Genomic DNA, 20,641 nt, shown 5'->3' on the forward strand with positions numbered 1-20,641 from the left:
GAGACGAAACCATGGCCGACGACCGCTTCCACGTGTACGACACGACGCTGCGCGACGGCGCGCAACAGGAGGGGCTGTCCCTCACCGTCGCCGACAAGCTCGCCGTGGCCCGCCACCTGGACGCCCTGGGCGTCGGCTTCATCGAAGGCGGCTGGCCGGGGGCCAACCCCAAGGACACCGAATTCTTCCGGCGGGCTCAGACCGAGCTCGACCTGAAGCACGCGCAGCTCGCCGCGTTCGGCGCGACCCGCCGGGCCGGAGTGAAGGCGGCCGACGACCCGTTGGTGGCCGCTCTGCGCGAATCCGGCGCGCCGGTCGTGACCCTTGTCGCCAAGAGTCACGACCGGCACGTCGAACTGGCCCTCCGCACGACCTTGCAGGAGAACCTCGCGATGATCCGCGACACGGTCTCCCATCTTCGCGCGGAGGGGCAGAGGGTCTTCCTCGACGCCGAGCACTTCTTCGACGGTTACAAGTCCAACCCGGCCTACGCGCTGGAGGTCCTGCGCACCGCCGCCGAGGCCGGCGCCTCGGTCATCGCCCTGTGCGACACCAACGGCGGCATGCTGCCCGACGAGCTCGCCGACGTCGTCCACGAGGCGGCCGGCACCGGCGCCCGCGTCGGCATCCACTGCCACGACGACACCGGCTGCGCCGTCGCCAACACCCTGGCCGCCGTCACGGCGGGAGCCACCCACGTCCAGGGCTGCGCCAACGGGTACGGCGAGCGCTCGGGCAACGCCAACCTGTTCACCGTCGTCGCCAACCTCCAGCTCAAGAGGGGCTTCGACCTGGTGCCGCAGGAGTCCCTGGCCGAGATGACCCGCATCGCGCACGCGATCACCGAGGTCACCAACGTCACGCCCAACTCCCACGCCCCCTACGTCGGCGTCTCGGCGTTCGCCCACAAGGCCGGCCTGCACGCCAGCGCCATCAAGGTCGATCCGAACCTCTACCAGCACATCGACCCGGCCCAGGTCGGGAACGACATGCGCATGCTGGTCTCCGACATGGCCGGGCGGGCGTCGGTGGAGCTGAAGGGCAAGGCGCTCGGCTACGACCTCACCTCCCAGCAGTCGCGCGAGCTGGTCGACCGCGTCAAAGATCTGGAGTCCCGCGGGCACACCTTCGAGGCCGCCGACGCCTCGTTCGAGCTGCTGCTGCGCGACACCGTCACCGGTGAGCGGCGCAGGCACTTCACCGTCGAGTCCTGGCGGGTCATCGTCGAGCGCCGTCCCGGCGGCGACGTGGTCAGCGAGGCCACCGTCAAGCTGCACGCCAAGGACGAGCGCATCGTCGCCACCGGCGAGGGCAACGGCCCCGTCAACGCCCTCGACCGCGCCGTCCGGCTCGCGCTGGAGAAGCTGTACCCGGAGCTGGCCGAGGTCGAGCTCATCGACTTCAAGGTCCGCATCCTGGAGGGCACGCACGGCACCGACGCGATCACGCGCGTCCTGATCACCTCCAGCGACGCCAGAGGCGAGTGGGCCACGGTCGGCGTCGACGAGAACATCATCGAAGCGTCCTGGAACGCCCTGGAGCAGGCCGTGACCTACGGCCTCCTTCGCGCAGGCCACTCCGCCTGACCGCCGTCGCACGCCCGGCCGCCGGGGGCGGCGGGCGTGCAGGGCGCGTGAACCGGACGTGCACGAGCCGTCAACGTCGCGGCGCTTTCATCGGGACGTGACCGGAACGCCCGGTCGCGAATGCTTCAGGGAGTTGGTCCCGATGACCGACAAGAGGATCACCGACGCCGGCCGCGGCGTCCTCGTGGCGGGGTGGTGATCGCCATGCAGTTCGGCATCTTCACCGTCGGCGACATCGCGCCCGACCCGGCCACCGGGCGCGCGCCGACCGAGCACGAGCGCACCAAGCGGATGGTCGAGACGGCGCTGAAGGCCGAGGAGGCGGGCCTGGACGTCTTCGCGATGGGCGAGCACCACAACCCGCCGTTCGTGGCGTCCTCGCCCACCACCGTCCTCGGCTACATCGCGGCGCGCACCAGCAGGATCCTGCTGTCGACGTCGACGACGCTGATCACCACGAACGACCCCGTGAAGATCGCCGAGGACTACGCGACGCTCCAGCACCTGGCGGACGGCCGGGTCGACCTGATGATGGGCAGGGGCAACACCGGCCCGGTGTACCCGTGGTTCGGCAAGGACATCCGCGACGGCATCGCGCTCGCCGTCGAGAACTACGCGCTGCTGCGCCGGCTGTGGCGCGAGGACGTGGTCGACTGGCAGGGCAGGTTCCGCACGCCGCTGCAGTCGTTCACCTCGACCCCGCGCCCGCTGGACGGCGTGCCGCCGTTCGTGTGGCACGGCTCGATCCGCAGCCCCGAGATCGCCGAGCAGGCCGCGTACTACGGCGACGGGTTCTTCCACAACAACCTCTTCTGGCCGAAGGAGCACACGCGCCGGATGATCGACCTGTACCGCACCCGGTTCGAGCACTACGGGCACGGGCCGGCCGACCGGGCGATCGTGGGGCTCGGCGGGCAGGTGTACATGCGGCGCAGGTCACAGGACGCGATCGCCGAGTTCAGGCCGTTCTTCGACAACTCCCCGGTGTACGGCAACGGGCCGTCGCTGGAGGAGACCATGCGGCAGACGCCGCTGTCGGTGGGCAGCCCCGAGGAGGTCATCGACAGGACCCTCCGGTTCCGGGAGGACTTCGGCGACTACCAGCGCCAGTTGTTCAACGTGGACGGCATGGGCCTGCCGCACAAGGCGGTGCTCCAGCAGATCGACTTCCTCGGCGAGGAGGTCGTCCCCGTGCTCCGCAAGGAGTTCGCGGCGCTGCGGCCGGCGCACATCCCGGACGCGCCGACGCACGAGTCGCTGAAGGCCGCGCTCGGAGGCGGCGAGTCGTCGAAGGAGGCGGAGACCCGATGAGACGCACCATCGCCGTGGTCTCGGCCGGGCTCCGCCGTCCGTCGTCGACCCGGCTGCTCGCCGACCGGCTGGCCGCCGCCACCGAACGCGAGCTGCGCGACGCCGGAGAGGAGGCCGAGACACGGGTGGTCGAGGTCCGCGAGCACGGGCACGAGTTGGTGGACAACCTGGTCAGCGGCTACCCGGGTCCCGCGCTCAAGGACGCGCTCGAAACGGTCGCCGCAGCCGACGGGCTGATCGCGGTCACGCCGACGCTGGCCGCCTCCCACAGCGGGCTGTTCAAGGCGTTCTTCGAGGTCCTGGACCTGCTGGACGACCACGCGCTGGCGGACAAGCCGGTGCTGCTCGGCGCGACCGGCGGCACCGCGCGCCACTCGCTGGTGCTGGAGAACACGATTCGGCCGATGTTCGCCTACCTGCGGGGCGTGGTCGTGCCGACGTCGGTGTTCGCGGCGCCGGAAGACTGGGGCGGCGCCGCCGCGCCGGACCTCCTGGCCCACCGGATCGACCGGGCCGCCGCACAGTTCGCCGTCGAGATCCGCAGGCGAGAGGCGCCCGCCGGCCGCGACCCGTTCGCGCCGATGCCGTTCACGGACCTGCTCGGCGCGGGCTGATCTGGAATACCGGTCACATTCCGGTCGTTGCCGCAGACGTCCAGGCGGTCGGTCGGGGGGAGGCCCTGGTGGCGGAGCGGTTGCGCTTCGAAGTGCTCGGCCCGGTGCGCGCCTGGCGCGGCGACCGGGAGATCGACCTTGGCAGCCCGCAGCAGCGGGCGATCCTCGCGATCCTGCTGCTCCAGGCCGGCCTGCCCGCTTCGCCCGACCAGCTGATCGCCGCCATCTGGGGCGGCGCCGCGCCCCGGGCCGCGGTCGGCGTGGTCCGCTCCTACATGTCGCGGCTGCGCCGCGTGCTCGACCCCGGCCGCCCGGCGGCGGTCATCGAGTCGGTCGGCGGCGGTTACGCGCTGCGGGCCGAGCACCTCGACCTCACCGAGTTCCAGCGGCACATCGGCGTCTCCAGGGAGGCGCGCCGGGCCGGTGACGCCCCAGCGGCGGCGGCCGCGCTGCGCGCTGCGCTCGGCCTGTGGCACGGCACCCCGCTCGCCGGCGTGAACGGGGACTACGCCGACTTCGAACGCGTACGGCTGGAGCAGCTTCGGCTGACGGCGATCGAGGACCTGGCGGCGGCCGACATCGACTCGGGCCGGCCCGTCGAGGCCGCCGCGGAGCTCGCCGAGGTGATCGCGGAGCAGCCGCTGCGCGAACGGCCGCGCGAGCTGCTGATGCTGGCGCTCTACCGGTCGGGCCGGCAGGCGGACGCGCTCGCCGCGTTCGAGGACATCCGGCGGCTGCTCGCCGACGAGCTGGGCCTGGATCCGGGGCCGGATCTCCGCGAGATGCAGCGCCGCATCCTCGCCTCCGACCCGGCGCTGCTGGCCCCCGCCGCGCCCGCGCCCGCCGCTGCCGCCGCCTCCCACGGCCCGGCCCAGTTGCCGCCCGACCTGCCGGACTTCGTCGGCCGGGACGAGGAACTGGCCCGCATGGCCGCCACGCTGACCCCGTCCCGGGCCAGCGTCCCGGTGGCCGGCGTCGAAGGACTGGCGGGCGTCGGCAAGACCGCTCTCGCCGTGCACCTCGGGCACGCGGTCGCCGCCGACTTCCCCGACGGCCAGCTGTTCGTCGATCTCGGCGCCGCCGGAGAGCCGCTGGCCGAGCTGCTGCGCGGCGTCGGCGTCCTGGACGCGGGGCTGCCCGGCTCGTTCAGCGAGCGGATGGCGCTGTGGCGGACGCTCACCACCGGCCGCCGGCTGCTCGTCGTGCTGGACGACGCCCGCGAAGCCGAGCAGGTGCGGCAGCTGCTGCCCGGCCCGGGCGGGCCCGCGGTCGTCATCACCGCGCGGCAGCGGCTGTACGGCCTGGCGTCCATCGACTGGCTGCGGCTGGCCGGGCTGGGCGAGGACGACTCGATCGCGCTGCTGGAACGGCTCATCGGCGCGGAGCGGACGCGTCCGGAACCGGCGGACCTGCGCGAGCTGGTCCGGCGCAGTGCCGGCCTGCCGCAGGTGCTGCAGGCCATCGGCGCGCGCGTCGCCTCGCGGCCGGGCTGGAGCATCGCCGAGGCGCGACGGCGGCTCATCAGGCCCGCCGCCGGTTCGCCGGTGCTCCCCGAGGAGTGCCGGGCCATCGAACGGCCGTACATGTCGGTGATGGAGCGGCTGTCGCCCGCGCAGGCGCGCGCGTTCCGGATGCTGTCCATGGCGGAGGAGCCCGAGATCTCGCTCGGCGCCGCCGCGGCCGTGCTGGAGCTGCCGCTCGGCCACACCGCCGCGCTGCTGGAGTCCCTCGTGGACCTGCACCTGCTGGAACCCGGCGACCTCGACAGGTACCACTACCAGGAGCCGCTGTGGATCTTCGCCCGCAGCCGCGCCTTCGACGACGGCCCCGAGACGGCCCGGGCAGCCCTCACCAGACTCGCCCGCTTCCACGGAACCGCCCCAGAACCCATCCGCGTCGAAGCCTGAGACGACCTGACGACGGCCTTCGACCAGGGGCTGCTCGTCTCGTGCTCCCCGGCCCACCGCACCGCGTCGGGGTGATCGAGGTCGTACACCGGGTGCGGTGGTCGGGGCGCGCACCGGGGCCGGTGGTCGGGGCGCGCACCGGGGCCGGTGGTCGGGGCCGCACACCGCGTCGGGTGGTTGAGGCCATATCGTCGCACTGCCGCTGCTTGATCGGCGCCGGTACGGTGGGTCGTGGGACGGTGAATACGGCGCCGTTTGCGGCGGGAAACCGGTCTGCGGCGCATGGGGTGCGGGTCCTTCAAATGGGGCGAGCCCTTGCCAGGGGCAAGGGCTCTTTTCTGTCCCTATTGGTGCCGCCGCATCTGGTTGAATGCGTGTTACGTGAGACCTGTCTGGTTCACGTGTCGAGCGCACCATCTTTGATGCCGTTCAGGAATGCCGACCAGCCGTCGGACGTGCACAGTATGGCAGGGCTGGCAGCGGTCTTGGTGTCCCTTACGGCGACGACGCCGGAGAGGTTCGACGCGACTTCGACGCAGTTGCCGCCGTCACCGCCGCTGTAGGTGCTCTTCCGCCACCGAGCGTCCCGAAGATCATGCATCCTGGTCCACCGCCTCGTGTATGAGCTTGAGCGATTCTCTGTACGGTACGGCCTCGGAGCTGAGAGCGTCATACCTGCGGAGCAATCTGACGATCGTGGGACGATCATCCACGATGCGTCCGTTGGGCTGTCCTTCCACGTATGCGGCGTACGAGGAGCCATTGCGCTCCGCGATGATGAATCCGCCCAGCAATCCGCAGAGCGCCCGCGCTGCGCGAGGCACGATCTGGATGGTCACCTGCGGATGTTGGGCCACCTCCAACAGGTGGATCAGCTGTTCCTTACGCACTTCGGCGGTACCGACCGGCCGGTGAAGGACGGCTTCGTCGATCAGGGCCACGACGAACGGGGGATCGTCTCGATCGAGGACCGCCTGCCTCTGCATGCGACTCGCGATGCGTTCGTCTATCTCATCGCTACCGATGCCGGGCTCCGCCGCGAACAACTCTCTTGCATATGCCTCTGTCTGAAGTAGTCCGGGAATGAGGACGGGCTCCCAGCCCCGTAGGGCTGTGGCGTCCTGTTCTTCTTCGAGCCACAGTCTGAAGTGTTCGGGGGCCTTGTACCAGGTGGTGGCGGTGTAGAGCCTTTTCATGGCGCCATCAAGGTGCAGGGCCTCGTCGCACAGTTCGGCGAAGCGCTGGGACGGGGCCCGCTTGAGGGACTCGATCATGGCGATCATGGACTCGGAGAACCCGACGCGTTCGGCGAGCTGTTTCTGGGTGAGGTTGGCTGCGGCCCTGTACCGACGTAGCTCGAAGACAAATAGGGCGCGCGGTGAGTCATGGGGATCTATCTCATTAATAAACGTCATATTCACTTGCCGGGGGAATGGCATTCGGGTGGACGCCTCACCCCCTGGGTCACCCCTATTGTGCCTGGGGTGTGAGCCGAATTCACTACCGATGGTAGCCGCACGTTGACATTCTGGTAAGGCGAAGTCTTCAGGACGCGTAAACGTTCCCGGTGGAGGAAAGGTGTTCGCGCATGGCGACAGGTCGGCTGTTGGGCGTCACCGAGCTGGTCGGCTCTCCGGAGTCGGTGTCACAGGCGCGTGAGTTCGTAAGGCTGAAACTCGGCGCCGCTCATCCGGCCATCGACGACGTCACATTGCTGGTCTCCGAGGTGGTCACCAATGCGATCCTGCATTCCGACTCCAGGAACGGCGGAAGGGTGACCCTTGCCATCGCCGACTGCCATGACTTCATCCACGTCGACGTCGTGGACGCCGGAGGCGAGTCCGCGCCGCGCGTGTGCGACGAAACGCTCGCGGAAGGAGGCCGGGGACTGATGCTCGTCGACCTCATCTCGCAGCAGTGGGACGTGTACGAGGACGACGCCGGGCGCACGGTCTGGTTCGACGTGAGATACAAGCGGGGGAGCGGCGGCACCGTGGAGCACGGCACCGCATCGTCGTTCGTTCCCCGTTCCAGCGGGGGCGGCGGCACGGAGGACCCATCGCGGGCGAGCCCCGACGGGTCCCTCCCCCCGATCCGTGCCGCCGCCCCGTCCGAGCCCGGCACCGGGGGCGGCGCGTAGGCCGTCTTCCAGCCGGTGACGCGGACGGTCGACACTCCGAGGATGTCGTCGGGCGTCATGTCTCGAATGGATGTGTCGGGCATGGGGCGTGGTGATTCTCTCAGGGACGGGAACGGTCGGTGGGAAGCAGGTCAGGGGCCCCGGCCCGCCGCCTTTGCGCCGGATGGACGACGGCCGTTATGAGGAGCGCGGCCAGGGTCGCGAGGAGGCACAGCCAGGGCAACCAGTCGCCGAAACGGGTGTAGAGGGTGGCGCCGGGGCCGGAGGGCACGGCGGCGGAAGCCACGGCGAAGGTGGTGCCGGCGACGGTGCCGATGCCGGTTGCGATGCCGGTCGCGGTGCCGGTTGCGGTGACTGTTTCGATTCCTGTTTCGGTGCCGGTCATGGTCTTGGTCTCGGCGTTCACCCGGCCCCAGGGGTCGGAGATCATCGGGAGGCCGCGCTGGTCGGACCAGGCCACCGCCAGGCCGTTCTCCACGCCGCGCAGCAGCGCCGTACGGCTGTGCTGCCACCCGTCGACGTCCTCGTCGGACGCCGGGACGGCGAGCAGGCCCGCGCCGGCGGCGGCGTAGGAGCGCGCCGGGTCGGGGAAGTTGACGTCCATGCAGACCGCCATCCCCGCCCACGGCCTGCCCGGCAGGAAGGCGAGGTCGTGGCCGGGACGGCTGTCCGGGTCTACGCCGACGTTCCATTTGCGGTACTCGACGGGAGCGCCGCCGGCGGCGGGGACGGCCAGCGCCGCGTTGTACCGGACGCCGCCGGTGGTGTGCATCAGGCCGACCACGATGTCGGCGCCCCGGGCCCGGGCCGCCCGTTCCATCGGCCGGAGCAGGGCGGGAAGGCTCGCGTCGTCGGCCGCGAATCCGGCCTCGGGCAGCACCACGATCTCGACCCCGTCCGGGAGACGGGTGATCCGATCCGCGTAGGCCGCGGCCAGCTTCCGGCCCTCTGGGGTCGCGATATCGGTGGCCCAGTGGTTCTGGTCCCGCACGACGACGGCGATGTGCCGCATCGCGGAGGCGCCGGGTGATCCCTGCAGGCGGAGGGCGCCGTATCCGAGGGCGAGGGAAAGGACCACCAGGCCGGTCACTGCTGTGCGCAGCCGCGCGGCGGCGGGGACGCCGGCGGTCAGCGACGCGGCGATCGCGCAGGGCGCCAGCAGGACGAGGTACTCGACGCCCCAGAACCCGGTCACCGAGGCGATCTGCACCACAGGAGTGACGTCGGCCTGCGTCGTCGCCAGGGTGCCCATGACGCCCGAAGGGCTGACCAGCGAGGTGAGATAGAGCGCGCTCACCCACGCGGCCGGAGCCGCGCACGCGGCCGTCACGGCCCACCCCCGGACGAGGAGGACGCGGAAGAGCAGCACCGCAGCCGCGAACAGCGCGGAACCGCCGATCAGGATGTTCAGGGCCGCAGGCAGCGGGATCGCGAGCGAGGGACGCGGGCGCAGCAGGTAGTCCCAGCTGTTCGCGCCGCCGAGCAGGTAGGCGAGGAAGGCGACCGCCGCGGCCCGCCGCGCGGTCACCCTGGGGGCGAGCAGCAGGACGGGGAGGGGCGCGATCCAGGTCAGCGCCGCGACGGGCGCCAGGCCGGTGCCGAAGTACAGCAGCACCGCCGAGCACACCAACGCCGCCCACGACCAGCCGCCGCTCCTCGAAGAGGCGGCGGGAGCCGTCCCCGCACCGGCACGGCCAGGCCATGAGCCGGTGTGTCCGGGGTACGAGCCGGTGTCCGGGGTCCGGGCCGGTGTGGTGGGGGGTGAGCTGGTGTGCCCGGGTTCTGGGCTGGTATGGGCGGGTTCTGGCTGGTCTGTGCTGGTGTGGGAGGTCGCCGATGTGGCGTGCAGCCTGTCTGTCGGGCTAAGTCTTGAGTCCATCGAGCATCCTTCTGGCCGAGCGCTCGCACAGGGAGCGGAAGTCCTGTTCCGACATGCCGATGCGCCGGCCGAGATACAGCTGCACGAGCCCCTGGGTCTGGGCGGTGATCGCCAGGGCGACCTCCAGGGGGTCGTCCGGCCGCAGGATTCCCAGGCGCATTCCTTCTTCGATGCCTTGGACGATCTGGCTGAACGGGGGCGCGTCGCCGCTCCGGTAGTCCTCGGGGAACAGCCGCGCCTCGTCCCGCTCGTCCGTCATCAGGAACTGGTACAGGTGCGGCGTGCCGAGGGCGAAGTCGAGGAAGTCGTCGAGCAGCCCGAACATCCGGCCGTCCCAGTCGTCCCCCCGGCTGCGCCCGCCCCATCCTTGGGCCAGATCGCGGAAGGACGTCTCGGCGACGGCCCGCAGCAGCGCGTTCCTGTTCGGGTAGTGGCGGTAGATCGCCATCGGCGTGACGCCGACGGCCTCGGCCACCCGGCGCATGCTGACGGCCGCCGCCCCCTTCTCGACCAGAATCGCCCGCGCCGCCGCCGCGATGCGCTCAGCGGTCTGCCCGTCCATCATGTATACACTGTATACTATTGATGTATACGCCGTATACGTCAGCGCGGTTCAGCTCCTGCCGCGGGGGGGCCAACGTCGACGGAAGACAGGGCCCGCTCCGGGTCACGACCGCAGGTTGGGGAGGAACCAGCAGTAGTTCGTCGCGGCCAGGACGATGTTGGCGGAGCGCGAGGTACGGTCGGTCAGCACGGCGTCCACCGCCTCGGCGGCCATCCGCCTCAGCACCTCGTCGTCGCTGGCCGCGGCCAGGCTGATCGCCAGGGACTGTTTGACGATGTACCCCTGCCCGACGGCGTCGCCGAGCAGTTGGAGAGCGCCCGCCGATCCATTGTTGGCGGAGATGAGCTCGGGGCAGGTCTCGGCTGTGGGGATGTAGAACCCCGACGCCATGTCCGCGGTCAGCGACATCGTCGCCTTGGTCTCCTCGGAGGCGTCCCAGTTCCCGTCCGTCCACGAGGTCAGGTAGCCGACGGCGAGGACGAAGACGGCGAGCGGCGCGGCCGCGACGACCGCCATGACACGCGAGGACCGGCGCCCGTCGGACGCCGCCGGTGTGCCGGCCGAGGTGGCGCGGCGCCGTGCCCGCGCGGTGACCAGGTAGGCCAGGGCGGCGGCGATCAGCCCCGGCAGCGCCGTGATCGCGTAGCCGAACAGGTTGAGGCCGCCGTAGAACTCCAGGTTGAACAGCCGGTCACCGACGCACGAGACGATGCGCCCGGCACCGCAGCTGATCGCCGTCCCGTGGACCACGTAGACGACGCCGGTGACGGGGGCGGCGAAGGCCAGGCCGAGACCGGTGACGGCCAGCGACCGTCCCGCCGTGTCCGTGCGGCCCCGCAGACCGCCCACCGCGCCGCCGACGAGCAGCCCGGCCACCACGGCGCCGATGCCCGGCGTGATCACGCCGGCCAGCGGCAGGGTGGCGAAGTCCATGGAGTCGGTGTAGCGCTTGCCGGCGTCCAGCCGCCGGGCGAGACCGTAGAAGGGGATGACCAGGACGCCGTAGACCCCGAGTGCGGCGGCGGCGGCCAGCCACGCCCGCATCAGCAGATGGCGGCGCAGGATGGCGACCAGCAGGCAGCAGCAGATCACCGACAGCAGGACGACCGGGTTGACCGTCTCTACGAGCGTCAGCAGCAGGAACTGATCCCACTGCCGCGCGCTGGAGTGGAAGGCCGAGATCCCGTTGAACCAGACGGCGAGCCACACCGCGAACACCGCCGCCGCCACCGTGGAGCCGGCGACGTAGGCGCGGCGCGGAGTGTCGGTGACGGTCAGCCAGAGGCGGGCGCACAGCATGACCCACCTGAGGAAGATGTGGCCGGCGGCCAGGATCAGGGCGGCCATGACCAGCGCCACGCCCCAGTGATCGCCGATGAGCGTCTTCCAGGTGCCCACCTGTGCCTGGTCGGGGAGGAACATCTGAGCCGCGAGCAGGCCGGCGGCGAACGACGCGGAGGCCCGCCACAGGGGCGGGGAAGGCGTTTCGCGCACCGAGGCGTACAGGGCGGCCCGCCAGACGAGCCCCGCCAGGCCGATGGCGCCGACCGCGCCGAAGGGCACGCCGACGATCCACCCGTTCAGGTGCGCCTCGGGCATGTTCGGGAACACCAGCGACACCAGGTCGAAGGCCGGAGAGTAGCCGAGGCCGACGAGAGCTCCGACGGCGGCGGGTTCCCAGACGCCCATCGTGAACAGCAGCGGCGCCCCCTTCAGCACCCGTGCCCTTCTGGAGTGGGAGGGATGGTAGAGCCGGGCCAGGCGTGACCAGCGCGAACGCGGCAGGGGGGCCGGCTCGGCGAACAGCGCCAGCAGCCTCGGCCCGATCTCGGGCTCCTCGGCCGCGCGGAGGTCGGCGTAGTACTCGCGGGTGCGCAGCACCGACGCGCGGGCGGACCACAGCGCGACGAGCAGGATCGGCAGGCGCCAGCCGAGGTGCAGGCCGAGCGCGGGCTCCTGCACGGCGACCGCGACCACGGGAACCGCCACCACCGCGACGAAGGCCCACCAGACCGCGACCGCCAGGTAGGTGATGTCGATGTCCCGGTTGCGCACGTGGGCGAGCTCATGCGCGAGCACGGTCTCCACCGCCGCCGGACCCTTCGCGATCAGGCCGAGGTCCATCGCGATCCGGTAGCGGGGGTACCGGCCGAACGACCAGGCGTCGGCGGTGCCGCGCAGTGACGCCACGTAGATCTCGGCCCGCACCCCGGACCGGGCGACGAGCGCCTCGATGACCGGGACGACGCCGGGCGCCCAGGGCTCGCCGGCCAGGGAGGACAGCGGCCGCACGCCTGATCGCAGCATCAGCCGGGGGATCAGGAGGTACACGGCGAAGGTGGCGAGCGCCAGCAGCAGCACCGCCGCCAGGGCGGCGAGCCCGAGGCGTACCGACATCTGGTTCAGGCAGCGGGTGAACGTGTCCGCCAGGGGTGCGCCACGCGTGAGAGTTTGGCCGCCGCGAGAGTGACGGCGGAGGAGGTGACGGACCAGCCGTCCGTCCGGCCGATGTTCATGTTCTGCACGGTCGACACCGCCGACTTGACCTTGGTGGTGGCGAAGTCGATGGACACCACGCTCGCGCCGGTCCTGCCGGTGAAGCTGAACGCGGAGGTCCCGGCCGCCCCGGGGACGGTGCGGCGGCTGATCAGCATCGTCACCGAGCTGCGCGTGCTGCGGGTCCCGTCGCAGGCGCGGCCGACGTTCGCCGTGGCCTTGAGCAGCGCGTTCAGCGTGGCGTCGGGTCCGGTGGTGACCGCGTGCATGATGATCGTCTGCTTCGTCGTGTCGCCCAGGTACACGCCGTCGCGCTTGCCGGCGTACGCACTGGTCAAGGCCCGCAGAGCGGTCGCGCACGCGGGCCCGGTCACCTGGGCCATCCGCGTGAAGATCGTGACGAAGGACATGGTGGCGTACTCGCCGATGTACTGCTTGCCGAGATCGCCCGGTACGAGCAGGGCGCGCTTCTGCTCCGCGGCGGACAGGGGCGGCTCCGCCGTGGTCGCGGCGGCCGCGAATGGCAGGGGCAGGCTGGTGAGGATGCCAAGGATGAAGAGGAGGGTGACTGCGGCACGTCGTGTTCTGAGCATTTCAGCTCCTATGGGGAATGCGTGCGCCGAGGTCCACCACGAGACGCGGCTCCGGCCTGCCGGACGCGACGCTCGTGTTGTTTAGCTGACTACAGGAAATGACGGGAAAGATGGAAGTTTCTGGCCATTGCGGCATCGTGAAGTGGTATAGCCAAGACTAGGCGATTGGCGTGGCTTGCCGTGGCGCGGCGCGTCCGCCTCTTTCGGCGCCGGGCTTTTCGGACCCGGGGCGGGGTCGATCACCTGTGGGATTCCTCGGCGATATGCCACCTATGCCGTGTTTGCGATGAGGTGGCGGCCCAGATGATCAACGGGATTTCGCGCGCGCAATCTTCGATACGGCCGACCGGATACCCCGAGCGGAGTCCGGCCGGATGGACAGGCCGGCTCCGCCCGCGGAGCACTCCGCCGCGGCGACGCGGCCCCGTTTCACTGCCAGGTCGCCGGGATCGGCCCGTGGATGATCAGAGAACGCTTCCCGTTCCCTCAGGACAGGTTGCCGGCGGAGGCGCGGAAGGAGGTTTCGCCGTCGGAGGTCTTGACGGTGACCCGGGTGCCCGAGCAGGTGACGTCGGGCTCGCCGGTGCCGGGGACCACGATGGTCAGCAGCGACCCGGTCGCGGGGGAGACGACCACCGAGGCGGGCACCTTCCGCATGTACGACGGCGAGATCCAGCCCTGGTAGGGGTTGGACTGAGCGCGCACGACCGACAGGCCGGAGATCGGCTTGCAGGACGGCATGGCCACCTGCACCAGGGTGGCCTTCCAGCCCGACTTGTCCTTCACGACGACACGCCCGCCGCTGGTGGACACCGGGGTCAGCGCCGGGTCCAGATGCCAGTAGCCGCGCACCCGCGCACCGGAGGCCACGGTGTCGTACACGGCCATCAGGTCGTCCCCGTGGTTGACCAGCACCGAGCGGTTCCGGCTCACGCCGTAGGCCTTGTCGGTGAGCTTGTACGCCTGCCGGTCGCTCTTGACCGACGAGCGGACCAGGGACGTCGCCGTCCGCCCACGGAAGGGCCTGCCCACGACGACGGGCACGTTGTGCGCCTCGGGGGACATGGTCCAGTAGCGGTACGCCGTCCGCTCGTAGGAGTGGAACCCCGCCTCCACCAGCACGTCGTGACCCTGCGCGTAGTACGTCACGCCCAGGTGATCCTCATGCCCGTGGAACTTCAGGCCGGGACCGAACCGGATGGAGTAGTACGCCGATTCGGGCTTGTCCCACGCGGTCCGCCCGAAGACGTAGCCGGACCGGAAGACCTGCACGGTCTTCTTCGAGTGCTTGTACCCCGACGGCTTGACGTCCGCGCCGCCGTCGCCGATCGGGACCATGTGCCCGCTGGGCTCGGTGGCGTGGGTGATGTACGCCTCCAGCGACTCCCAGCGCTTCTCGATCTCCGAGGGGACCTTCCTGCCGCAGTCGGAGATGGCCTCCATGCCGACCTTCAGCCGCTCGTGCACGTAGATCCCGTAGCGCGGGGCCTGCTCCTGCAACGCGCCCTGGGAGTCGATGTCGAGCTTCACCGAGCCGGTCATGCGGCGGATGGCCAGGTCGGTCCACTCCTTGTGCCCGGTGCGGCAGCCGATGCGCAGCAGCGCGATGTCCTGGTCCAGCCCGTGGTTGTGGCCCTTCTCGTACAGGGCCGGGTTGGACAGCATCTTGGCATGGTCGACCAGGCTGCCGGTCAGCCAGGACGCCTTGACGTGGCGGCTGAGGCAGACGAGGACGGGGGCGCGCAGCGCGATCGGGTGCTCGTCCCAGGCGTAGACGCTGGCCCGCGAGCTGCCACGGGGGTTGCTCTCCACCCAGCTCTTCACCAGTTCGGTCGCGCGGTCGAGCAGCTTCTCGTCACCGGAGGTCTCGTAGTCGGCCACCAGCCTGCCGACCCAGCGCAGGGAGGAGAAGACCATGTCCCAGGAGCGGTTCTTGTACGGGCTCCACCGCCAGTTGATCGTCTTGCCGATCTTGACGGACGGGAGGTCGAGGAACTGCACCTCTCCGGACATGACCTGGGCGGAGGTGGGCGTGGCGGGCAGCCAGTCGCCCTGGCATTCGGCGCTGGGCTTCACGGCGGAAGCCTCGGCGCCGCCGCGGGCGCCCGCGGGCGCGGCGTGGAAGATCCAGCCCCCGGTCAGCAGAAGGGTGGTGAGAAATCCGAGGGCTCGTGTCCGGCGACGCACGCCAGTTCCTTCCGTGACCAGTGACGGGGGGCGGATCATGCTGTCCGAATCATGACGAACAGGTCAAGTCGCCGCCGCCCCTTACGCCGCATCGTTAACAACCAGATGCCGCGCCCTCAGTCTTCTCCCAGCTATCGCCCCGATCTCGGGTCGGTCTCGTCCAGCCCCGGCGACGCCCCCGGCCGTGCCGGGGTCCGGGCTCAGGAGTCCTTGCGGCCGGCGCTCTGGACGACCTCGAAGGTCCACAGCTCCGAGTCGGCCGCCGCCGGGCCCTGACCGTGCCCGTGCCCCTGCCCGTGCCCCGCGCCCTGGCCGTGGCCATGCCCCTGGGCGGCGGCGGCGGCGTCGGCGGCGGCCTGGGCGTGGCCTCGCTGGAACGCCTGGCTCTGCTGCCAGCGCTGGAAGTCCTCCTCGCTGCGCCAGCGCGTGTACACCAGGTAGCGGTCGGTGCCCCCCACGGGCCGTAGCAGCTCGAACCACTCGAAGCCGTCCGACGCCTCCACCATGCCCGCGCGGCCCGCGAACCGGCGTTCCAGCTCCTCCCGCATCTCGGCGGGCACAGTCAGCACATTGATCTTCACAACGGACATGTCCACTCCTCGCCAGGGGATCTCCGGCCGGGGCCGCCCGCCGTCCGCCGCTCCCGCCGCGGGACGGCGCGAGCCCCGGTAGGGCAAGCCTATGATCCGCCCCCTCCACCATCGTGGAAGCATCCCTCCGCCGCGTCCGGCAAGGTTCCGCGCCGCGTCCGGCGAGGTGTCCGCGCCACGACCGGCCAGGGGCGCGCTCCATGGTCGGCCAGGTGTCCTCGGCACGGCCGGTCAGGTGTCCGCGTCGCGTCCCACCAGGTGGTCTCGCCACGGCCGATAAAGGTGTCCGCGTCGCCCGCCGGGCGGCACTAGCCTTGTGGGGTGCGTATCGCAAGGTTCTCAACAGGTGACGGGGTCGCGTTCGGCGTGGTCGAAGGCACTCAGGGTGAGGAGTTCATCTCCAGGATCGCCGGGCATCCGTTCGGTGAGATCCAGTTCACCGGTGAGCGCTTCCCGCTGCAAGAAGTGCGCCTCGTGACGCCGATGCTGCCCAGCAAGGTCATCGCGATCGGCAAGAACTACGCCGAGCACGCCCGCGAGATGGGCGGCGAGCCGCCGGCCGAGCCGCTGATCTTCAGCAAGCCGTCCACGTCGGTGATCGGCCCGGGCGAGGCGATCGCCTACCCGCACAAGCTCTCCGAGCGCGTCGACTACGAGGGCGAGCTCGCCGTGGTCATCGGCCGCCTCTGCCGCGAGGTGCCCGTGGAGCGCGCCCACGAGGTGATCTTCGGCTACACCTGCGCCAACGACGTCACCGCCCGCGACCTGCAGCGCAAGGACGGGCAGTGGACCAGGGCCAAGGGTTTCGACACCTTCTGCCCGCTCGGCCCGTGGATCCAGACCGAACTGGATCCCGCGGACCTGGCCATCACGACGACCGTCAACGGCGAGCTCAAGCAGAGCGCGCGCACATCCCAGCTCATCCACGACATCCCGAAGCTGATCGCCTACATCACCGACGTCATGACGCTCATCCCGGGCGATGTGATCCTCACCGGCACGCCCGAGGGGGTCGGCCCGCTGGAGGACGGCGACGAGGTAAGCGTGGGCATCGAAGGCATCGGCACTCTCACCAATCGGGTGGTCTCCCGTGACTGATCTCCAGGACGGCTCCGTCGAGCCCGCGCTGCGTGTGCGGTTCGCGCCGTCGCCGACCGGCATGTTCCACGTCGGCGGCGCCCGTTCCGCACTGTTCAACTGGGCGCTCGCCGAGCAGTCGGGCGGCCGGTTCGTGCTGCGCATCGAGGACACCGACGCCGCCCGCAACCGGCCCGAGTGGACCGAGGGCATCATCTCGGCCCTCGCCTGGATCGGCATCAACGGCGACTCGCCCTACTTCGAGGGCCCCTACTTCCAGTCGGCGTACGAGGAGCAGCACCGCGCCGCCGTCGCCAAGTTGATCGCCGGCGGCCAGGCCTACCACTGCACCTGCACCCGCGACGACGTCAAGGCGCGCACCGGCTCCGAGCACCAGGGGTACGACGGGTTCTGCCGCGACCGCGGGCTCGCCGAGGGGGCGGTGCGCTTCCGCACGCCCGACGAGGGCGTCACCGTGATCGACGACCTGGTCCGCGGGCGGGTCGAGTTCCCCAACAAGGCCATGGAGGACTTCGTCATCGCCCGCACCGACGGCTCGCCGCTGTTCGTGCTGGCCAACGTGATCGACGACATCGAGATGCGCATCACGCACGTGGTCCGCGCCGAGGAGCACCTGTCGAACACGCCCAAGCAGCAGCTGCTGTGGCAGGCCCTCGGCGTCACGCCGCCCGTGTGGGCGCACCTGCCGGTAATCGTCAACGAGAAGCGGCAGAAGCTCTCCAAGCGCCGCGACAAGGTGGCGCTGGAGTCCTACCGCGACGAGGGCTACCTGCCGGAGGCGATGGTCAACTACCTCATGCTGCTCGGCTGGGGGCCGGGCGGCGACCGCGAGATCATGCCGTGGTCCGAGATGGTGCCGCTGTTCAAGCTGTCCGACGTCAACCCCTCCCCGGCGTTCTTCGACGAGAAGAAGCTGCGGGCGTTCAACGGCGAGTACATCCGCGCCCTGCCGCTGGAGGTCTTCATCCGGCGCTGCGAGCCCTGGCTCGACCCCTCATGGGGACGTGAGACCTTCGCCAAGGTCGCCCCGCTGGCGCAGACGCGCATCGCCGTGCTGTCCGAGATCACGGCCAACGTCGACTTCCTCTTCCTGGACGAGCCCGTGTTCGACCAGGCGAGCTGGGACAAGGCGATGAAGCCGGGCGCCGAGAACGTCCTGGCCGGCTATCTCGCGCGGCTGGAGTCGGTGTCGTTCGACCCCGAGTCCCTGAAGACCGCCCTGGAGGAGGTCGGCGCCGAGCACGGCCTCAAGCTCGGCAAGGCCCAGGCCCCCGTCCGGGTGGCGATCACCGGCCGCACGGTCGGTCTTCCGCTGTTCGAGTCCATCGAGGTCCTCGGCCGCGCCCGCGCCATCGACCGCCTGCGCACCGCCCTGACCAGACTCCACGAGGCAGAGAACTCCCCGGCCTCCTGACCGGCCCCACAAGGTGACACCCCCAGCCTCCTGACCGAACCCGGGGCTGGGGTGGAGCTTCCCGGTCTGCCACCGCATCCCGCAGGGCAGCCCGCTCCCTCGTCGTCCCCGGCCTCGGCGAGGACCACGCGGAGGCGAGCGGACCCGGCGCCCATCACTCCAGCACCACATCGGGTGGACGCCCCACAGGCGGGCTCCTGGGCGGCGCCGGCGGGGACGGGGGTCAGAGGAGGCCGCGGCGGGTGAGGAGGGGTTCGATGTGGGGGTCACGGCCGCGGAAGGCGCGGAAGGCGGTCATGGCGTCCACGCTGCCGCCCTTGGACAGCAGCTCGCGGCGGAAGGTGTCGCCGTTCTCCCGGGTGAGGCCGCCGTTCTCCTTGAACCACTCGACCGTGTCGGCGTCGAGCACCTCGCTCCAGATGTAGGAGTAGTAGCCCGCGCTGTATCCACCGGCCCAGATGTGGGCGAAGTACGTGCTGCGGTAGCGCGGCGGCACGAGTGGCAGGTCGACGCCGGCGTTGCGCAGCGCCTGCCGCTCGAACTCCTGGGCGTCGCCCGGATCGCCGCTCAGCGTGTGCCACGCCCAGTCGAGCAGGGTAGCCGCGAGGTACTCCACCGTGGCGAACCCCTGGTTGAACTTGCGGGCCTCCAGCATGCGGTCGGCGAGGTCCTGCGGCATGGGCTCGCCGGTCTCGTAGTGGCGGGCGTAGTTGGCCAGCACCTCGGGCCAGGTGGCCCACATCTCGTTGACCTGCGAGGGGTATTCGACGAAGTCGCGCGGGACGGTGGTGCCGGAGAACCTCGGGAACCGCACGGCCGAGAACAGCCCGTGCAGGGCGTGCCCGAACTCGTGGAACATCGTGTTGACCTGCTCCCAGGTCATCAGGGTCGGCTCGCCCGCCGGAGGCTTGACGATGTTGAGGTTGTTGACCACCACCGGCCGGGTGCCCTCCAGCCGCGACTGCTTGACCAGGCTGTTCATCCACGCGCCGCCGCGCTTGGAGGCCCTCGCGTAGAAGTCGCCGAGGAACAGCCCGAGCGGCGAGCCGTCCTCGTCGGTCACCTCGAAGACCCGCGCGTCGGGGTGGTAGCCCACCAGGTCGGAACGCTCGGTGAACCGCAGGCCGTAAAGCTTGCCGGCCGCGTAGAAGACGCCGTCGCGAAGGACGCGGTCGAGCTCGAAGTACGGGCGCATCTGGCGGCTGTCGATCGCGTAGCGCGCCTCACGGACCTTCTCGGCGTAGAACGACCAATCCCAGGCGGCGATGTCGAAACCGGCCTCCTCGCGCAGCTCGTCGGCCTCCCGGTGGGCGTTGGCCACGGCCGCGGGGGTGAGCTTGGCGAGCATCTCGGTGACGGCGCGGGTGTCGGGCGCCGTCTGGTCGGCGACGACGAACTCGGCGTGGTTCTCGTAGCCGAGGAGCGCCGCCCGCTCGGCTCGGAGCCTGGCCATGCGGACCACCGGCTCGGAGTTCTCGGTGAGACCCCGCTCGGTGGAGGCACGGTGGATGCGCTCGCGCAGCGCGCGGCTCGTCAGCTCCTCCAGCGCGGGCTGGCCCGTGGGCAGCACCAACGTGAGGACGTACTTGCCGTCGAGCCCGCGGGACTTGGCGGTCTCGGCGGCGGCCTTGATGGCATCCGGGGACAGGCCGTCGAGCTCGGCGGCATCGTCGACCACGATCGCCGAGGCGTTCGTCGCGGCGAGGAGGTTCTGCTCGAAGTTGGTGGACAGGGTGGACAGCTCTTCGTTCAGCGCCCTCAGCCGCTCTTGGTCGTGCGGTTCGAGCTCGGCGCCCGCCCGGACGAAGTCGGTGACGTAGCGTTCGAGCAGCCAGCGCTCTTCGGCGTCGAGACCTTCGGTGGGGATGGCCTTGATGCGGGCGAACAGCCGCCGGTCGAGGTGGATGGCGTCACCGTGCTTGGTGAGCTTGGGCATGACCTCCTGCTGGATCTGCTGGACGGTGGGGTTGGTGTCGGAGGACGCCTGGTTGAAGAACACCGCCGAGACACGGGACAGGAGCTGACCGGACCGTTCGAGCGCGGCCACGGTGTTGTCGAAGCTCGGCGCCTCCTCATCGGTCGCGATGGCTTCGACCTCGGCGAGCTGCTCGGCCATGCCGCGTTCGAAGGCGGGCGCGTAGTGCTCCTCACGGATCTGCGCGAACGGCGGCAGCTGGTAGGGCAGGTCACTGGGGACGAAGAAGGGGTTCTCGGTCAACGCGCGGGCTCCTCACGTGGCGACGGCTCTCCTTGCAGCGTTA

The 20,641-nt window shown here is 70.6% G+C and carries 16 protein-coding genes; 7 read left to right on the forward strand and 9 right to left on the reverse strand.

Annotation, left to right across the window (positions count from 1 at the left end; translation table 11 throughout):
- The first annotated feature begins 11 nt into the window (after positions 1 to 11).
- From cimA to ACZ6QO_RS19210, 4 genes are all read left to right on the forward strand, one after another.
- On the forward strand, positions 12 to 1,586 hold the full coding sequence (cimA, locus tag ACZ6QO_RS19195) for a citramalate synthase (RefSeq protein WP_465852342.1): 1,575 nt from the start codon (positions 12 to 14) through the stop codon (positions 1,584 to 1,586).
- A gap of 204 nt (positions 1,587 to 1,790) precedes the next feature.
- The gene (locus ACZ6QO_RS19200) at positions 1,791 to 2,897 is read left to right on the forward strand and encodes an LLM class flavin-dependent oxidoreductase (RefSeq protein WP_465852344.1); all 1,107 of its coding nucleotides are present in this window, start codon (positions 1,791 to 1,793) and stop codon (positions 2,895 to 2,897) included.
- The gene (locus tag ACZ6QO_RS19205; RefSeq protein ID WP_465852345.1) at positions 2,894 to 3,511 is read left to right on the forward strand and encodes an FMN reductase; all 618 of its coding nucleotides are present in this window, start codon (positions 2,894 to 2,896) and stop codon (positions 3,509 to 3,511) included. Before ACZ6QO_RS19200 ends, ACZ6QO_RS19205 begins: the two co-directional genes overlap by 4 nt.
- A 68-nt stretch (positions 3,512 to 3,579) precedes the next feature.
- Positions 3,580 to 5,418 (forward strand): AfsR/SARP family transcriptional regulator, encoded by a 1,839-nt coding sequence (locus ACZ6QO_RS19210; protein ID WP_465852347.1) that lies wholly within the window; start codon positions 3,580 to 3,582, stop codon positions 5,416 to 5,418.
- A gap of 397 nt (positions 5,419 to 5,815) precedes the next feature.
- Here the strand turns inward: ACZ6QO_RS19210 and ACZ6QO_RS19215 are convergent, their stop codons facing one another.
- Positions 5,816 to 6,019, reverse strand: a complete 204-nt coding sequence (locus ACZ6QO_RS19215) for a DUF397 domain-containing protein (protein WP_465852349.1) — start codon at positions 6,017 to 6,019, stop codon at positions 5,816 to 5,818.
- The gene (locus tag ACZ6QO_RS19220) at positions 6,012 to 6,857 is read right to left on the reverse strand and encodes a helix-turn-helix domain-containing protein (RefSeq protein WP_465852350.1); all 846 of its coding nucleotides are present in this window, start codon (positions 6,855 to 6,857) and stop codon (positions 6,012 to 6,014) included. Before ACZ6QO_RS19220 ends, ACZ6QO_RS19215 begins: the two co-directional genes overlap by 8 nt.
- A 149-nt stretch (positions 6,858 to 7,006) precedes the next feature.
- On the opposite strand from ACZ6QO_RS19220, the gene ACZ6QO_RS19225 reads away from it, so the two are divergent.
- Positions 7,007 to 7,558 carry an ATP-binding protein gene (locus ACZ6QO_RS19225; RefSeq protein ID WP_465852352.1) on the forward strand — a complete coding sequence of 184 codons (552 nt, stop codon included), beginning with the start codon at positions 7,007 to 7,009 and terminating at the stop codon, positions 7,556 to 7,558.
- A gap of 100 nt (positions 7,559 to 7,658) precedes the next feature.
- Here ACZ6QO_RS19225 and ACZ6QO_RS19230 read toward each other — a convergent pair whose 3' ends face one another.
- The 6 genes from ACZ6QO_RS19230 to ACZ6QO_RS19255 all read right to left on the reverse strand — a co-directional run bounded on the left by ACZ6QO_RS19230 (position 7,659) and on the right by ACZ6QO_RS19255 (position 15,868).
- Positions 7,659 to 9,173 (reverse strand): nitrilase-related carbon-nitrogen hydrolase, encoded by a 1,515-nt coding sequence (locus ACZ6QO_RS19230; RefSeq protein WP_465852354.1) that lies wholly within the window; start codon positions 9,171 to 9,173, stop codon positions 7,659 to 7,661.
- A gap of 247 nt (positions 9,174 to 9,420) precedes the next feature.
- Positions 9,421 to 10,002 carry a TetR/AcrR family transcriptional regulator gene (locus ACZ6QO_RS19235; RefSeq protein ID WP_465852356.1) on the reverse strand — a complete coding sequence of 194 codons (582 nt, stop codon included), beginning with the start codon at positions 10,000 to 10,002 and terminating at the stop codon, positions 9,421 to 9,423.
- A 102-nt stretch (positions 10,003 to 10,104) separates the two neighbouring features.
- A complete protein-coding gene (locus tag ACZ6QO_RS19240) occupies positions 10,105 to 12,399 on the reverse strand; it encodes a M48 family metalloprotease (RefSeq protein WP_465852357.1) in 2,295 nt (764 codons plus the stop codon).
- Positions 12,400 to 12,404: 5 nt separating this feature from the next.
- Positions 12,405 to 13,091: a hypothetical protein gene (locus ACZ6QO_RS19245; RefSeq protein ID WP_465852358.1), complete on the reverse strand. Its 687-nt coding sequence runs from the start codon at positions 13,089 to 13,091 to the stop codon at positions 12,405 to 12,407.
- A gap of 486 nt (positions 13,092 to 13,577) precedes the next feature.
- Complete coding sequence (locus ACZ6QO_RS19250) at positions 13,578 to 15,278, reverse strand: heparinase II/III domain-containing protein (protein ID WP_465852360.1); 1,701 nt, start codon at positions 15,276 to 15,278, stop codon at positions 13,578 to 13,580.
- 200 nt (positions 15,279 to 15,478) lie between these two features.
- Positions 15,479 to 15,868, reverse strand: coding sequence for an antibiotic biosynthesis monooxygenase family protein (locus ACZ6QO_RS19255; protein WP_465852361.1), 390 nt, complete (start codon positions 15,866 to 15,868; stop codon positions 15,479 to 15,481).
- A gap of 321 nt (positions 15,869 to 16,189) precedes the next feature.
- Here ACZ6QO_RS19255 and ACZ6QO_RS19260 point away from each other — a divergent pair, with 321 nt between their 5' ends.
- Positions 16,190 to 16,966 carry a fumarylacetoacetate hydrolase family protein gene (locus ACZ6QO_RS19260; RefSeq protein WP_465852362.1) on the forward strand — a complete coding sequence of 259 codons (777 nt, stop codon included), beginning with the start codon at positions 16,190 to 16,192 and terminating at the stop codon, positions 16,964 to 16,966.
- Positions 16,967 to 17,000: 34 nt separating this feature from the next.
- Positions 17,001 to 18,380 carry a glutamate--tRNA ligase gene (gltX, locus tag ACZ6QO_RS19265; RefSeq protein WP_465852439.1) on the forward strand — a complete coding sequence of 460 codons (1,380 nt, stop codon included), beginning with the start codon at positions 17,001 to 17,003 and terminating at the stop codon, positions 18,378 to 18,380.
- A gap of 223 nt (positions 18,381 to 18,603) precedes the next feature.
- On the opposite strand, the gene ACZ6QO_RS19270 is transcribed toward gltX, so the two are convergent.
- On the reverse strand, positions 18,604 to 20,598 hold the full coding sequence (locus ACZ6QO_RS19270; protein ID WP_465852364.1) for a M3 family metallopeptidase: 1,995 nt from the start codon (positions 20,596 to 20,598) through the stop codon (positions 18,604 to 18,606).
- Positions 20,599 to 20,641 lie beyond the last annotated feature (43 nt).

The organism is Sphaerisporangium sp. NPDC049457 (assembly GCF_055586705.1).

What these genes read in the sequence shown, in the direction of transcription:
- cimA (WP_465852342.1), top strand. Translation starts at nt 12, where the DNA reads ATGGCCGACGACCGCTTCCACGTGTACGACACGACGCTGCGCGACGGC.
- ACZ6QO_RS19200 (WP_465852344.1), top strand. Translation starts at nt 1,791, where the DNA reads ATGCAGTTCGGCATCTTCACCGTCGGCGACATCGCGCCCGACCCGGCC.
- ACZ6QO_RS19205 (WP_465852345.1), top strand. Translation starts at nt 2,894, where the DNA reads ATGAGACGCACCATCGCCGTGGTCTCGGCCGGGCTCCGCCGTCCGTCG.
- ACZ6QO_RS19215 (WP_465852349.1), bottom strand. Translation starts at nt 6,019, where the DNA reads ATGCATGATCTTCGGGACGCTCGGTGGCGGAAGAGCACCTACAGCGGC.
- ACZ6QO_RS19220 (WP_465852350.1), bottom strand. Translation starts at nt 6,857, where the DNA reads ATGCCATTCCCCCGGCAAGTGAATATGACGTTTATTAATGAGATAGAT.
- ACZ6QO_RS19225 (WP_465852352.1), top strand. Translation starts at nt 7,007, where the DNA reads ATGGCGACAGGTCGGCTGTTGGGCGTCACCGAGCTGGTCGGCTCTCCG.
- ACZ6QO_RS19235 (WP_465852356.1), bottom strand. Translation starts at nt 10,002, where the DNA reads ATGATGGACGGGCAGACCGCTGAGCGCATCGCGGCGGCGGCGCGGGCG.
- ACZ6QO_RS19240 (WP_465852357.1), bottom strand. Translation starts at nt 12,399, where the DNA reads ATGTCGGTACGCCTCGGGCTCGCCGCCCTGGCGGCGGTGCTGCTGCTG.
- ACZ6QO_RS19245 (WP_465852358.1), bottom strand. Translation starts at nt 13,091, where the DNA reads ATGCTCAGAACACGACGTGCCGCAGTCACCCTCCTCTTCATCCTTGGC.
- ACZ6QO_RS19255 (WP_465852361.1), bottom strand. Translation starts at nt 15,868, where the DNA reads ATGTCCGTTGTGAAGATCAATGTGCTGACTGTGCCCGCCGAGATGCGG.